The organism is Mesorhizobium sp. M0991, assembly GCF_040318915.1.
In the GTDB taxonomy this organism is placed as follows: Bacteria; Pseudomonadota; Alphaproteobacteria; order Rhizobiales; family Rhizobiaceae; genus Mesorhizobium.
Map to the genome: position 1 here is coordinate 189235 of NZ_JAMYNE010000010.1, position 12603 is coordinate 201837.

The 12603-nt window shown below is 61.0% G+C and carries 16 protein-coding genes and 1 tRNA gene; 4 read left to right on the top strand and 13 right to left on the bottom strand.

What is annotated here, in order from left to right; genetic code table 11:
- Nucleotides 1–37: 37 nt before the first annotated feature.
- The 6 genes from NKH70_RS17045 to NKH70_RS17070 form a co-directional block, all read right to left on the bottom strand.
- On the bottom strand, nucleotides 38–505 hold the full coding sequence (locus NKH70_RS17045) for an arsenate-mycothiol transferase ArsC (RefSeq protein WP_353025740.1): 468 nt from the start codon (nucleotides 503–505) through the stop codon (nucleotides 38–40).
- 1 nt (nucleotide 506) lies between these two features.
- On the bottom strand, nucleotides 507–992 hold the full coding sequence (locus tag NKH70_RS17050; protein WP_292663977.1) for a UPF0262 family protein: 486 nt from the start codon (nucleotides 990–992) through the stop codon (nucleotides 507–509).
- A 2-nt stretch (nucleotides 993–994) separates the two neighbouring features.
- The gene (gene hisD / locus NKH70_RS17055) at nucleotides 995–2287 is read right to left on the bottom strand and encodes a histidinol dehydrogenase (protein WP_353025713.1); all 1293 of its coding nucleotides are present in this window, start codon (nucleotides 2285–2287) and stop codon (nucleotides 995–997) included.
- A gap of 4 nt (nucleotides 2288–2291) precedes the next feature.
- On the bottom strand, nucleotides 2292–2726 hold the full coding sequence (locus NKH70_RS17060; protein ID WP_353025715.1) for a DUF2948 family protein: 435 nt from the start codon (nucleotides 2724–2726) through the stop codon (nucleotides 2292–2294).
- A 93-nt stretch (nucleotides 2727–2819) separates the two neighbouring features.
- Complete coding sequence (gene murA, locus NKH70_RS17065; RefSeq protein WP_023677408.1) at nucleotides 2820–4112, bottom strand: UDP-N-acetylglucosamine 1-carboxyvinyltransferase; 1293 nt, start codon at nucleotides 4110–4112, stop codon at nucleotides 2820–2822.
- Between the two features lie 161 nt (nucleotides 4113–4273).
- The gene (locus tag NKH70_RS17070) at nucleotides 4274–4480 is read right to left on the bottom strand and encodes a hypothetical protein (RefSeq protein ID WP_353025717.1); all 207 of its coding nucleotides are present in this window, start codon (nucleotides 4478–4480) and stop codon (nucleotides 4274–4276) included.
- A 160-nt stretch (nucleotides 4481–4640) separates the two neighbouring features.
- Here NKH70_RS17070 and NKH70_RS17075 point away from each other — a divergent pair.
- The 3 genes from NKH70_RS17075 to NKH70_RS17085 all read left to right on the top strand — a co-directional run bounded on the left by NKH70_RS17075 (nucleotide 4641) and on the right by NKH70_RS17085 (nucleotide 6367).
- Nucleotides 4641–4715 (top strand) — tRNA-Thr (locus NKH70_RS17075).
- A gap of 541 nt (nucleotides 4716–5256) precedes the next feature.
- Nucleotides 5257–5616, top strand: a complete 360-nt coding sequence (locus NKH70_RS17080) for a hypothetical protein (RefSeq protein WP_353025719.1) — start codon at nucleotides 5257–5259, stop codon at nucleotides 5614–5616.
- A 205-nt stretch (nucleotides 5617–5821) separates the two neighbouring features.
- Entirely contained in the window at nucleotides 5822–6367 is a 546-nt protein-coding gene (locus NKH70_RS17085; protein WP_352715566.1) for a group I truncated hemoglobin, read from the top strand.
- Nucleotides 6368–6464: 97 nt separating this feature from the next.
- Here the strand turns inward: NKH70_RS17085 and NKH70_RS17090 are convergent, their stop codons facing one another.
- Both NKH70_RS17090 and NKH70_RS17095 read right to left on the bottom strand, forming a co-directional pair.
- Nucleotides 6465–7058 carry an SOS response-associated peptidase gene (locus NKH70_RS17090; RefSeq protein ID WP_353025721.1) on the bottom strand — a complete coding sequence of 198 codons (594 nt, stop codon included), beginning with the start codon at nucleotides 7056–7058 and terminating at the stop codon, nucleotides 6465–6467.
- 84 nt (nucleotides 7059–7142) lie between these two features.
- Nucleotides 7143–7418 (bottom strand): hypothetical protein, encoded by a 276-nt coding sequence (locus NKH70_RS17095; RefSeq protein ID WP_352715562.1) that lies wholly within the window; start codon nucleotides 7416–7418, stop codon nucleotides 7143–7145.
- 345 nt (nucleotides 7419–7763) lie between these two features.
- Between NKH70_RS17095 and NKH70_RS17100 the strand changes: the two genes are divergently transcribed.
- A complete protein-coding gene (locus NKH70_RS17100; RefSeq protein WP_353025723.1) occupies nucleotides 7764–8396 on the top strand; it encodes a hypothetical protein in 633 nt (210 codons plus the stop codon).
- Between the two features lie 307 nt (nucleotides 8397–8703).
- Here the strand turns inward: NKH70_RS17100 and NKH70_RS17105 are convergent, their stop codons facing one another.
- From NKH70_RS17105 to NKH70_RS17125, 5 genes are all read right to left on the bottom strand, one after another.
- On the bottom strand, nucleotides 8704–8904 hold the full coding sequence (locus tag NKH70_RS17105; RefSeq protein WP_023677416.1) for a CsbD family protein: 201 nt from the start codon (nucleotides 8902–8904) through the stop codon (nucleotides 8704–8706).
- 303 nt (nucleotides 8905–9207) lie between these two features.
- A complete protein-coding gene (locus NKH70_RS17110; protein ID WP_353025725.1) occupies nucleotides 9208–10089 on the bottom strand; it encodes a YihY/virulence factor BrkB family protein in 882 nt (293 codons plus the stop codon).
- Between the two features lie 175 nt (nucleotides 10090–10264).
- Nucleotides 10265–10669, bottom strand: coding sequence for a TadE/TadG family type IV pilus assembly protein (locus NKH70_RS17115; protein ID WP_023677423.1), 405 nt, complete (start codon nucleotides 10667–10669; stop codon nucleotides 10265–10267).
- The gene (locus NKH70_RS17120) at nucleotides 10659–11078 is read right to left on the bottom strand and encodes a TadE/TadG family type IV pilus assembly protein (protein ID WP_353025727.1); all 420 of its coding nucleotides are present in this window, start codon (nucleotides 11076–11078) and stop codon (nucleotides 10659–10661) included. Before NKH70_RS17120 ends, NKH70_RS17115 begins: the two co-directional genes overlap by 11 nt.
- 26 nt (nucleotides 11079–11104) lie before the next feature.
- Nucleotides 11105–12460, bottom strand: coding sequence for a pilus assembly protein TadG-related protein (locus tag NKH70_RS17125; protein WP_353025729.1), 1356 nt, complete (start codon nucleotides 12458–12460; stop codon nucleotides 11105–11107).
- Between the last annotated feature and the right edge of the window lie 143 nt (nucleotides 12461–12603).

A 12603-nucleotide genomic window follows, 5' to 3' on the forward strand; every position in this document is an offset into this window, starting at 1 on the left:
CGGAACCTATATGATAAACGCCCGCTTGTGAACATGCTTAATCCGCGGCGTTTTCAGCCCCGTTGCCGAGAAAACGGCGGCCGATCCGCGCCTTCAGCCGCTCGCGTACGTCGCGGTAGGCGGCCATGATCTGCTCGCGCGTGCCGCTGACGCCGGTCGGGTCGGGCATCGGCCAATACTCGACCTCGACGGCCAGCGAGCGGGTGAGCTCGAGCGCGGTGTGGTGGGCTTCCGGCGCCAGAGTCACGATCAGGTCGAAATAATCGTCCTCGAGGTCTTCCATCGTTCTCGGGTGCCGCTCGCCCAGTGAAAGCCCCTCTTCGGCCAGCACGGCATCGACGAACGGATCGCGTTCGCCGCCGCGCACCCCGGCCGAGGCGACGAAGGTGGTGGGCGGAAGCACCTTGCGCGCCAGCAATTCGGCCATCGGCGAGCGCACGGCGTTCATGCCGCAGACAAACAGGATCGAGCGGGGCAGGATCGGGCGGGGCAGCGGGGCGGCCAGTTCAGCCTCGCCAGTGCAGCACGCAAACCAGCGTGAACAGCCGGCGCGCCGTGTCGAAGTCAATCTCGATCTTGCCGGCAAGCCGGTCCATCAGCGTCTGCGAGCCTTCATTGTGCAGGCCGCGCCGGCCCATGTCGATCGCCTCGATGTGGCTGGGCGTCGCGGTGCGGATGGCGTCGTAATAGCTTTCGCAGATCATGTAGTAGTCCTTGACGATCCGCCTAAGCGGCGTCAGCGACAGGATGTGGGTGACCACGGCTGCGCCGTCCTCGCGCGCCACCGCAAACACCAAGCGCGACTCGGCCAGCGACAGTTTCAGCCGGTATGGCCCGGCGCCGTCGTCATTGACCGGCTGGAAGCGGTTCTCCTCTATCAGGTCGAAGATCGCCACCGCCCGCTCATGCTCGACATCGGGCGTCGAGCGGCCGATCGTCTCGTCGAGCTCGACATCGATCAGCCTGGCGCGGGTTTGGTCGTAGTCGGACATTTCTACATGTTCAGCCGGATGCCGACGGAGCGACCATGCGCATCGAGACCTTCCGCCTTGGCCAGCGTGATCGCCGCCGGCGCCAGTGCCCGCAACTGCTCCGGCCCGAGCTTCAGGACCGAGGTGCGCTTGACGAAATCGAGCACCGAAAGCCCGGACGAAAAGCGCGCCGAGCGCGCCGTCGGCAGCACGTGGTTGGAGCCGGCGACATAGTCGCCGATGGCCTCCGGCGTGTGGCGGCCGAGAAACACCGCACCGGCATTGCGCATCCGCGCCAGGAAAGCCTCGGGGTCGTCGATTGCAAGCTCGACATGTTCGGCCGCGATGCGGTCGACCAGCGGCAGTGCTGCCTCGATCGTCGGCACCAGGATCACGGCGCCGAAATCGCGCCAGCTCGCCGCCGCCGTTTTTCCGCGCGGCAGGTGCTGCAACTGGCGTTCGACCGCCTGTTCGACCGCTGCGCCAAACGCGCGGTCGTCGGTGATCAGGATCGACTGCGCCGACACGTCGTGTTCGGCCTGGGCGAGCAGGTCGGCGGCGATCCAGTCCGGATCGTTGCTGCCGTCGGCCACGACCAGCACTTCCGACGGCCCGGCGATCATGTCGATGCCCACCGTGCCGAACACCTGGCGCTTGGCCGCCGCGACATAGGCATTACCCGGGCCGACGATCTTGGCGACTGGCTTTATCGTCGCGGTACCATAGGCAAGGGCGGCGATCGCCTGGGCGCCGCCGACGCGGTAGATTTCGGAAACGCCGGCAAGGTCGGCTGCCACCAGCACCAGCGGCGGCACCTCGCCGCCGGAGGCCGGCACCACCATGGCGATGCGCTCGACGCCGGCGACCTTAGCCGGCACGGCATTCATCAGCACCGAGCTTGGATAGCTCGCCGTGCCGCCCGGCACATAGAGCCCGACGGCCTCGATCGCCGTCCAGCGCGAGCCGAGCTCGACGCCGGCGGCATCGGTGTAGCGGTCGTCCTGCGGCAGCTGCCGCTGGTGATGGGCGCGGATGCGCTCGCGCGCGAAATTCAGCGCCTCGACCGTCTGCGGATCGGCTGCATCGTAAGCCTTGGCAATGTCGTCCCTAGAGACGGCGATGCCGAGCTCGGCCAGGTCGCCGCCGCCGAATTTCTGCGTGTACCCGATAAGCGCCGCGTCGCCCTCGGCGCGCACCTTGGCGATGATCTCGCGCACCACGGCGTCGACATCGGCCGAGACTTCCCGCTTGGTCAGCAGGAACGCGGCAAAGCGCTGCTCGAAATCGGCGTCGGACTGGCGAAGCATGATGGCCATCGGCTCAAACCCTGTGGACCGGGCGCGACGTCGCTTCCCAGGCGCCGCCGACATCGGCAAGCCGTGCCTCGATGCATTCGACATCGAGCATGATCGCGCCGCCGCCCGAAAAGATCAGCTCGACGATGCCGGCCGGCTTGTCGAGCGCGAGAAAGCTGATCGCCAGCAGCGACTGCACTTCGTCGGGCTTGTCGCGGGCAATGCCGCTGGTCTTGGCGCCGAGCACCCGGTCGAAATGCAGCACGGCCTGCCGCCGCTCATTGTGCTGGCGCAAGAAGCCGGATTTCGCCTCCCAGACGAAGCGGTTCATGGTCAGCACGAAGCGCTTTACCGAAGGCAGGTATTCGAGATCGCTGACCTTCATGACGGCATCCTGGACATGCGCCGAGATGATGCTCAGATCCTGATCGTCGAGCGCGACAAGCTTGAGGCCATTCATGCGGAATTCGCACCTGCGAAGGTTTACATTTGGCCTTCTGTTAGGCGGTCTTGGCGATCCGCGCAACCGGACCGCAAGCCTTGCGGAAAGGCTCTAGCCCGAAATGCGCTCGATCTCCGCGCCGCAGCCGGACAGCTTTTCCTCCAGCCGCTCGAAGCCGCGGTCGAGATGGTAGACGCGGTTCACCGTGGTTTCGCCTTCGGCCGCAAGGCCGGCGATGACCAGCGACACCGAGGCGCGAAGATCGGTCGCCATGACCGGCGCGCCCTTCAGCTTCGCCACCCCGTCGACGATCGCCGTCTGGCCGGACAGCGTGATATGGGCGCCGAGCCGGGCGAGTTCCTGGACGTGCATGAAGCGGTTTTCGAAGATCGTCTCGGTGATGCGCGACTTGCCCTTGGCCATCGTCATCAGGCCCATGAACTGCGCCTGCAGATCGGTCGGGAAAGCCGGGAAGGGCGCCGTCGTCACGTCGACCGGCGAAATGCCGGCGCCGTTGCGCCTGACGCGAATGCCGGAATTGGTCTGCGTGATCTCGGCGCCGGTCTGCGAAATGATGTCCAGCGCCGTCTGCAACAGGTCGGGCCGCGCGCCTTCCAGCACGACGTCGCCGCCGGTCATCGCCACCGCCATCGCATAGGTGCCGGTCTCGATACGGTCGGGGATCACCCTGACGCGGGCGCCCGACAGCGCCTCGACGCCGTCGATGGTGATGGTCGCCGTACCGGCGCCGGAGATCTTCGCGCCCATGGCGTTGAGGCATTCGGCGAGGTTGACGATCTCGGGCTCGCGCGCGGCGTTTTCGAGCACCGTCTCGCCCTTGGCCAGCGAGGCCGCCATCATCAGCACATGGGTGGCGCCGACCGAGACTTTCGGGAACACATAGCGGTTGCCGACAAGCCGGCCGTTCCTGGTCTTGGCGATGACATAGCCGGTGTCGACGTCGATATCGGCGCCCAGCGCCTGCAGGCCTTCGAGGAACAGGTCGACCGGGCGCGTGCCGATGGCGCAGCCGCCGGGCAGCGACACCTTGGCCTCGCCCATGCGGGCCAGCAGCGGCCCGATCACCCAGAACGACGCCCGCATCTTCGACACCAGCTCGTAAGGCGCCGTCGTGTCGACAATGTTACGGGCGGAGAAAGTGATGGTGCGCGAATAGCCTTCCTGCTGCTTTTCGCGGCGGCCATTGACCGAATAGTCGACGCCGTGATTGCCGAGGATGCGGATCAGCTGCTCGACATCGGCCAGATGCGGCACGTTTTCCAGCGTCAGCGTGTCGTCGGTCAGCAACGCGGCGATCATCAGCGGCAGCGCGGCGTTTTTCGCGCCCGAGATCGGGATGCTTCCGGCAAGCTTGTTGCCGCCGACAATTCTGATGCGATCCATGAAGAGCGTCCCCTCGGCCGAAAGGCCGGTTTAAATCGGTTGAGTCTGTTGCCGCCCATCTAGACCATTGGCCGGCTTGGTTCAAGAAACAGGCTATTCCCCACACTTTGGCCCACGCTGACTTGGCCAAAAGTACCGGCGACCAGCATAGCCGATTCGCGTTAATCTTCTTTCATCACCGCCTGCAGCCCGTCCGGCCGCTTGTCGGCGTCGCCGGTCCGTCGCGACCGCGATTGCGCCTTGCGCTTCTGCAGATTGGCGCGCAGCTGCTCAGCCAGCCGGTCCTTGCGGCCCGTTCCGGCCTTTTTCGCTGAACCATCCTTCTTCGGTGGCCCATCCTTGTTCGGAGAAACTATCTTGTCGTTCATCGTTCCGTCCCTGGCCGGCGACCCGCCGGTGCGGATCAAGGGATAGCCAACATTGTGGCACGGCCATGTCCGCAACGATCGCCCGGTGCGGCCTTTCAACCCGTCTTTGTCTTGGCCTTGCGCTTGCCGGTTCGATATGGCAGAAGCCCCGCCATCGGCGGCTGCGGTAGCTCAGTGGTAGAGCACTCCCTTGGTAAGGGAGAGGTCGAGAGTTCAATCCTCTCTCGCAGCACCAGCAAATTCAGCATGCACCTGTCAGCGCCAACTGGTCGCTAGTACCCCGGGCAGACTCCAGCATCATTCGAACCACACTGAAGCGATCGATGCATGCGCCATGATGCGCGCGGGGGAGGCATTCTGGTCTGCCCCTGCTGCAGGCGGCTTAACAAAGCTGCAGTCGGGAACAATCACTCAACGACTCGCGTTTCTTGTTAGGGCGCGCATTTTTGTGCACGGCAGCGGGCCTCGAAGGCTCGCAAATGTCGCGCCAGCGTTTCAATCGCACTCGCCTCAGCCCTCACGATTTGGCTATTTGTGAACGCGTGTTTGATCAGGTTTGCACAGATGAACACATTGACCCTCTAAGCCTGGATGCCGAAGCCTTGGCGGTGATGATTGTCGCAATCTTCCGAAACTTGACTACCAATGAGCGCGAACTGCTGGAGGAAGTTAGGTCTCTTCGTCGCTCAAAAGGCACAGAGAGGGCGCACTAGCTTGGCGGCGTTCCGAGGCGAATTGGTCTAGTCCCGCTTTGGCACAGCCGTTTGGCATCTGAATTGCTCATTGAGAATCGCCAGAGTGTAGCCACCGAGCTTGTGAAGGGGATGAAAATGGGCTTAGCCGAAGACCTATCGGATGTCGCGCTCACATTCGAATGTCCGGATTGCTCGCATCCGGCGGTAAGAAAGGGCTCTGCACTAAGAACGATCGCGCACTTCAAATGCGACGGGTGCAACGCAAAGGTGCGGATCACCTATCCGCAGAAGCTAGCGATCTTCGAAAAGCACAGGCTATTGGCCGCAGGCGACCGCCGCCAACGAGGCCAGGAACACTACGGTGCCCGCAACATCGATCGGGCCGCCGATGCGGCCGAAGTGGCCTCACGACCTCTGCCGCGTGCAGCGACACCTGCTTAAGTCTTCCTCACCCGCGCGGCCTTCGCCCTTTCGCCCTTTTGACGCATGTCGACCATGACAATGCCGTCCATCGGAATAATTCGGGCGAAGGGCTCGTTAGTTCCTTAGACGATGCTAAAATACGGCAAAGTGTCCGAATGTCACTTCATGAAGCCCGCCAGACAGGCTGGGGCTTGCTCTGGCCTAACCTCGAAGGGAACCAGGGATGAAAATTTCGACCTCTTTGACAAGACGAAGTGTTGTCGCCGGGCTGGCGCTGGCCGCCGCATCGACGGCGGTGTTGCCTGCCGACAACGCGCTCGCCCAGGCCAAGAAAACCACATCTGAGAAAACTCTATACGAGCGGCTGGGGGGTGTGTTCGCCATCGCGGCGGTGATCGATCATTTCAGCGACGCCGTAGTGAAGAACCCGATCGTCGGCAAGAAGTCGAAGAACCCACAATTGCGCAAATGGCACACCAAGAACCTTGAAAGGTTGCCCGGCCTCAAGTTCATGCGCACGCTGTGGGTCTGCGACGTTTCTGGCGGGCCCTTCAAGTTCGTCGCCACCAAGCCCGGCACGACGCCGCTCGGCCTCGAGGAGGCGCATCGCGACCTGCGGATTTCCCCCGCAGAATTCGATGAGGTCGCAGCGGAACTCGGGCGGACCTTGGATCATTTCAAAATTCCGAAGCCTGAGAAAACCGAAGTCTTGGAAGCTTTCGCCGCCCACAAAGACGAGGTCACCGCCGGCTACGTCAAGCGGGGCTGAAGCGCTTATATCGTGCGGGCATTCGATCTGAGCATGGCGCGCGTCGCCGTGACTATGCGGCGCGGCCGCAGCTCAGCGGGCAATTATCCGATGGTTCCTACTCCGAACCTGCCCGAGCTGTTTCCACACTGAGCGACCCCTCCGGCAGCGGTCGCAAGAGTTCAGCCTCGGACTTCGTCAGATGGATCCAGGCCGCCCAGTTCGATGGCGGGAGCACAACCACTTGCCGGTTGTGATATGGCGCGACATCCGGCCCTGGCTCGGTCGTCAGCATCGTGAACGTCGGCGGCTTGTTGCCGACACCCTCGCGCCACAGCCCGGCAATCGCCATGAACGAATGGCCATCCAGCGTGAATCTGTGCTTGGTTTTTGGATACTTCGTTCCCGTGAATTCGAAGAATGCCGAGGCCGGAACGAGGCAGCGCTTGCTGTTGCCGAACTGTCGGCCCTCGGAGCGAAAGTTGAATACAGGTCCGCCTTTTGGTCCGGCCGGAGGAAAGCCGAACGTCATCGACGCCAGTTCGATTGTGTCGCCGGCCGCGCGCATTACAGGCGCGGGGTCGTTGATGTGGATGTCATCCGCCTGCGGCAGATCCGGTTCGGTTTGATGGCTGGGGATATTGAGCGCCAGCGATTCCATCATCCGGCAGTATTCGGCCCAGGCGATGTGCTGCTCGTAGTCATTGCACATTAAAGGGCTCCGTACGCTCGACCGAGATCAGTTCAACATAGCGTTTATCGGTTCGCGCCGATTGCTGGCGGATTTGATATAAGCCTATTTGGGCCGGCGTGCGGCAGCGATGGCCTGCAACAGATTGATGCTGTTCATGTCAGGTTGACTGGATGCGGCAACGGCAAGTGCTGCGGCCTCGGCTATTTTCGCGACGTCGTCGCTGCTGATCGTTCCGCGCTTTTCCAGCAGATTTACAAGTTCGACAACGAGAAGAAAGGCGTTCACGCCATATCGTTCGGCTTTGAGCTCGAACTCGCCTCGAGCGAATTTCTCCGCGTCTCCTTCAGCCCGTTTGTCCACGTTGGCGTCCTCTCCCATGGCTACAAGCTATTAACGCTTAGCACGAATGGTTTAATCCTTCGAACTGGCCACACCTTCGCCAGTTGCCGGGCATCGTGTCGCCGGTGGCAAGGGTATGGGTTCAGCCAAGGATGAGACCAGCCAACAGAACGGTAAGAATAAAGGACAGCACGACGGCAAGCAGCCCGCATGCTTCCAACGTGTTGGTTTGCCAAGCTTTCGTCGGGCGCCCCCGGTTTGAATTCCCGTTTCGCGAAACAAACTTCATCGGGCACCAGATCGGACGCGGAGCCGGCTTGAATTTGGCAAAGCGCTCCTCTTCATCGGCCCGGCAGGCATCTCCGCGGAACTCCGGAGCACCGTATGCGTGGCGCCGGCCTGCTTTTCATCGACGCGGGCCATCACCAGTACGACACCCTCTGCGATCTTCGGCTTGCGCGGCTTCTGGGCAAAATTGGCGAAAGTTCCGAGGAGCACGCCGGCAAAGCCGCCCCACGCCGCACCGACCAGGGCCATGCCGGTCATTCCCGCAGGATCAACGCCTTGAGCTCCAAAAGCGCTAAAACCCGCCAACAGACCAGCCGTCGCGCCAAGTGCGGCACCAGCAACCGCACCCCGCCAGAGAGCGCTCATCTCATCGTCGTAGTATCCAGCAACGCTGATCGGTTCATCGTTATCGTTGTAAGATCCGACGACGCTGATTTGCCGGCGACGAATCCCGGCGGCCTGAAGCCTGGCAACGGCACGTGCTGCCTGGGCATGGGAATTGAACAGTCTGCTGATGGTTTGCATTTACGCCCAGGCCCGACGCTCGTTCGGAGCGTCGGGCCTCTCCTCCCTGGCTTTGAACTCTTCCGCCCGGACGCATCTTCGTCGCGCCAAAGCTCACCACAACGTGAGCCGGCGGGCTACGTTCCTCAGCCGGGGCTTCGGTCCAATCCTGGAGTATTTTGCTTGGGACCTAAGTCTGACCTGCTTGAGCGCAACGGGCAGTGAGGCCACGCCGAGAGGGGAGCCGTTGCCGAATCGAAGAGGTCGAGGAGAGGGCTAAGGCGCTATCGCAGACCCAAAAAGCTCAAAATGGCGATTACGATCACGATGGCGCCGACCAGCCAGATAATGTTGTTCATGATTACGCTCCTTGCCTCCGGGCTGGGCGCCCGCCACGCAAGTAGAACATTAGATGCGGCTAAAGGTTCCTCGCGGGCCTCGCTGGTCGAAAGCGCCCGCCGCACCAGCGGCACGGCGGGCGACCCACAGTTTCACCCGGTAGTGGGGTAGCAGGAGGCGCTGCGTTCAGGGCTTAGCTGATGCTTCTGGACCAGTCATCTACCTGGCGCTCTGCCTCTTCCTTGGCGATGCCATATCGCTCCTGGATACGTCCCAATAGCTGGTCTCGGTTGCCCTCGATGCGATCAAGATCATCGTCGGTGAGATCACCCCACTGCTCTTTCGCCTTACCTTTGAACTGCGTCCATTTTCCCTTGATTTGATCCCAGTTCATATGTTCCTCCTTTGCTTCCCGGGCCCGCACTGAAGCGGAGCGCGGACCGATCGGCATTTCAATGTCGGTGACGAATGAAGATTAGCGACCGCTAAAAGTTCCGGTGCCGGCGCAAAAAGCCCGCCGTGAATGGCCGTTCTACGGAAAACTGATGGTGAACATGGTCCTTTGGCTCGCCGGCGATGAATGAGAAAGCTGGACACCAGCTTGGCCGGTGCAGTTCGCCTGCCGGTGCCTCCGATGCCGCGCGAGGCGCCGGTGACCAGCGCCACCTTGCCGGCGAGGTCGAATTTCGGCGTGAACTCATTTGTCATGCAATTCCACCTTGTTCTTCAAATCGGACCGGCTGCCGTGTCGAACCGAATAGGCTCGCGTGAATTCGGCGCCCAGCAGAAATATCTCGGCCGAATAATAGACCCATAACAGCACGACGAGCAGGGCGCCCGCCGCGCCGTACGACGATGCGAAAGCGCTGGTTCCGATATACCAGCCAATCAGCGACTTGCCGATGGTGAACAGGAACCCAGTGACCACGGCGCCGAGGCCGACATCGCGCCATTGCAGGCTGCGGTCCGGCAGCACCTTGTAGATTGCCGCAAACAGCAGCGTGATCAGGGCAAACGAGACGATCCCGTTGATGGCGCTCAGGATGATGGTGCCGAACGGCAGGTAGGCGTTGATGACCTCTCCGAGCGCCGAAATTGCAGCGCTTACGACCAGCGACACCAACAGCAGGAAACCGAGGGCGGCGACCAGGCCCAGGCTTGCAATGCGCGCCCGAACGAGCCGTGAAATCGTTGCCCCGCTCGGTTTGACTTTCCAGATTTCGTTCAGCGCCAGCTGCATTTCGCCGAACACGCCGGATGCGGCAATGAACAGCGTGACCAGCCCCAGAATGCTGGCAAGGGTTCCCGCTTCCTTCTGCGAAGCGTTTTCGATCGTCGCCTGCAGCAACTCGGCACTTTGCGGCCCCATCAGGCCGGCGATCTGTGCCGAAAGGGCGAGTTGCGCCGCCTCGTGCCCGAAGGCCATGCCGGCGATAGCGACGACGATGAGCAGGATCGGCGCGAGCGACGTTGTGGCATAAAACGCTATCGCCGCCCCATGGCTCAGCGCATTGTCGTCGATGAAGCCGAGGACGCTCTGCTTGAGGAGCCTCCAGCCCTCTGCTGCCAAATTCCACATGTGGGCCTCGCATGCCTGTCAAACACACAAGTAGCGGCGGCGCAGCATTGGGCGAGGGGTGGGCGCTCGGCCGGAACAAAGCCGGCAACGGTACGCTGTACAAGGCGATCGCCTATAAAGGCGGCGTGCAGCGAACATCCTGCGAAAGGTGCCGCTCGACTGGCCGGGGACGTGCTCACGATGCAATCAGGGGAACTGTGACAGTTGTCTGATAATTTATCGGATATCGGTTGAAATACGGGAACTCGATCACGAACGCATATTGGGCGGTCAGATGTGCCATGCGAAAGCCGCCGCTGGGGGCGTCGATTGCTATTGTTACGTCGACGTCTTTCAATCCCAAATCCAGTAATTTTTCCGTGGCAATGGCTTGGATCTGGGCCTGCGTCAGCGAGTTCTTCATTTGCAGCGCACGTGACGACGTTTCCAGCGTGTACCGAACACTCGACATAGCATTCAGAGCCCAGCCGAATGCAAAGATGCCGATCAAAAGCATTATCAGAAAAGGCGCGATCAGCGCGAACTCTAATGCAGCTCCGCCTGATGCATCCCCCGTGAAAGCTCTCGACTTAGCGGACACGAATCACCTGTTGATGACTGAGTTCGCGCGAGAAGGAAAACGCGCCAAAACTGAAGGGCGGTGACCAGGTGGCTGTCGCCTGTATTACGAGGAAGACCGAGGGGGCTTTCAAAGTGTCGCACAGGATCGATGGATCGGCCACGATGTTCCCGCACATGTATTTCCGGCTCACTGCCACCTGCGCGCCATCAGGATGGTTTTCCCAGCTCGAAAGAGCGACAGCTTGGATAGTCGTATCCTCGACTGCTCCTTGCATCACGAGGTTCGCCGCGGTTTTGACGCCTGCACGCATCGACAATGCGCTCGAGACAAAAGACCAGCCGTCGATGACGCCAAGAAGTACCAGGCAAAGGATGGGCAGAACCAGCGCAAACTCTACCGCGGCAACACCCGAATCACTCCGGAGCATCCGGACTTGTAGCCGATCCACGAAAACTACTCGACAAGCTGAACGGTTTGCGTGGCCGGAATGTCTCGCATACCAAGGCTCGTGCAATCCTGAATGATGTTTGCGTTGCCGGACCATTGCACGGTACTGGCGACGACCTGTGTGCAACCACCTTTGCCCGAGAAATTGCCGAGATAATTGACGCCCTGTGTTGGAAAATACAGAGCGCCGGTCAAAAGCGAATCCGCCGTGCCATTAAACGTGTTGGATCCCGCCAGGTTGGCTCTGTCGCCATAGAACAGCACACCTGAATAGGTGCCCGACGTCGGTGCGCTGAGCTTGACGGTCGCCGTGCCGTTCATGCTAACGCCGGAGGTACCGGCCAGATAAATGACGACACCCTCGCCGGAAATATTTGCATTCGAGCTCGCTTTGAAATCGCCTCCCTCAATGACGTATATCCCGGGCGAGAGGGTTACATTGCCGCTCAAGCTGAGCCCCTTGCAGTATGTTCCAGGTTGCAAGGTTGACTGATTGCCGTTTTGACAAGGGTTCGTGGCCGGCGGCGTCGGCAGGTCGGCAAAAGGATCAGCAGCGGGCAGCGCCTGGGTTATCAGGCTGGCGCAAACAGTCTTCACGACGTTGCTCAACGAAACACCGCCTGCCGATATCAGGCAATCGACATCAAGGCTTGCCGATCCCTGAAGTTTGATGGCGTCCGGAGCTATCGAATTCGACATGACGGAGCAGCCTGTCAGTTTTGTGGTCGAACTGCCGGAAAAGAGCGCCGCTTTCGAAGCGGAAGGATCGACCGTCAAGATGCAGGCTTTTGAAGCATCCGTAATAAGAGCCACCGCCCTTGCTTGTGCGCCAACTGCGTTTTGCGTGAATATCGACGTAAAGAACCGATCGAGGTTCTGATGAACGACTACCTCAACCGCCTTTTTTCCGACATTTGGACCGGCTGACGGAGGCGAGAAGACCTCTATTGTACCTGCTGACGGTCCCCAGCCGTTCGTGGTCGCTGACGCTGTCGCTGCGGAGACGATCTTTGGCGTGTCGGATCCCGAAACCTTTTCCAAAGCGCCAGCATAGGCCGCCGCATCCGCCACCGCTTGTAGCTTCAGGCTGCTGTAATACCAATAGGAAGTCTCGATACCGAGGCCCGCACCGCCGACGACAATCGGCAAAGACAGAGCAAAAATAGTAGCAACGTTGCCGCTCTCGCCGATCGGTCGCATAGCGCGGAAAAAACACCTAAAAATGCCGGCACGCCAGTCCATTTCCCTATTAAAGCAGGATTGCATAAAAGAATGACTAAGAATTTCCGTACATTTCTTGGCTGCGATCCATCCGGGCTTAACGGTCCGTTCCGCCGCTTCAACGCGGGCCTTTGGCGCCACAGGACCCTCGTTAGTCCTTCGGCCGGGTGCATATCTTCATAGGAACAATTCTGGTTTCCGGGGTCATGCGCAAGAAAAGATCGCCGCGGCCGGTTTCGATTGGCAATGGGTTGCCGTTCCCTGCTATTCCCGCTTCAAATCAA

Bases quoted from the DNA above. Each gene is read 5' to 3' on its own strand.
- NKH70_RS17095 (WP_352715562.1), bottom strand. From the start codon at position 7,418: ATGGGAGAGGACGCCAACGTGGACAAACGGGCTGAAGGAGACGCGGAG.
- NKH70_RS17060 (WP_353025715.1), bottom strand. From the start codon at position 2,726: ATGAATGGCCTCAAGCTTGTCGCGCTCGACGATCAGGATCTGAGCATC.
- NKH70_RS17120 (WP_353025727.1), bottom strand. From the start codon at position 11,078: ATGCTCCGGAGTGATTCGGGTGTTGCCGCGGTAGAGTTTGCGCTGGTT.
- NKH70_RS17070 (WP_353025717.1), bottom strand. From the start codon at position 4,480: ATGAACGACAAGATAGTTTCTCCGAACAAGGATGGGCCACCGAAGAAG.
- hisD (WP_353025713.1), bottom strand. From the start codon at position 2,287: ATGGCCATCATGCTTCGCCAGTCCGACGCCGATTTCGAGCAGCGCTTT.
- NKH70_RS17110 (WP_353025725.1), bottom strand. From the start codon at position 10,089: ATGTGGAATTTGGCAGCAGAGGGCTGGAGGCTCCTCAAGCAGAGCGTC.
- NKH70_RS17105 (WP_023677416.1), bottom strand. From the start codon at position 8,904: ATGAACTGGGATCAAATCAAGGGAAAATGGACGCAGTTCAAAGGTAAG.
- murA (WP_023677408.1), bottom strand. From the start codon at position 4,112: ATGGATCGCATCAGAATTGTCGGCGGCAACAAGCTTGCCGGAAGCATC.
- NKH70_RS17090 (WP_353025721.1), bottom strand. From the start codon at position 7,058: ATGTGCAATGACTACGAGCAGCACATCGCCTGGGCCGAATACTGCCGG.
- NKH70_RS17085 (WP_352715566.1), top strand. From the start codon at position 5,822: ATGAAAATTTCGACCTCTTTGACAAGACGAAGTGTTGTCGCCGGGCTG.
- NKH70_RS17100 (WP_353025723.1), top strand. From the start codon at position 7,764: ATGCGTGGCGCCGGCCTGCTTTTCATCGACGCGGGCCATCACCAGTAC.
- NKH70_RS17050 (WP_292663977.1), bottom strand. From the start codon at position 992: ATGTCCGACTACGACCAAACCCGCGCCAGGCTGATCGATGTCGAGCTC.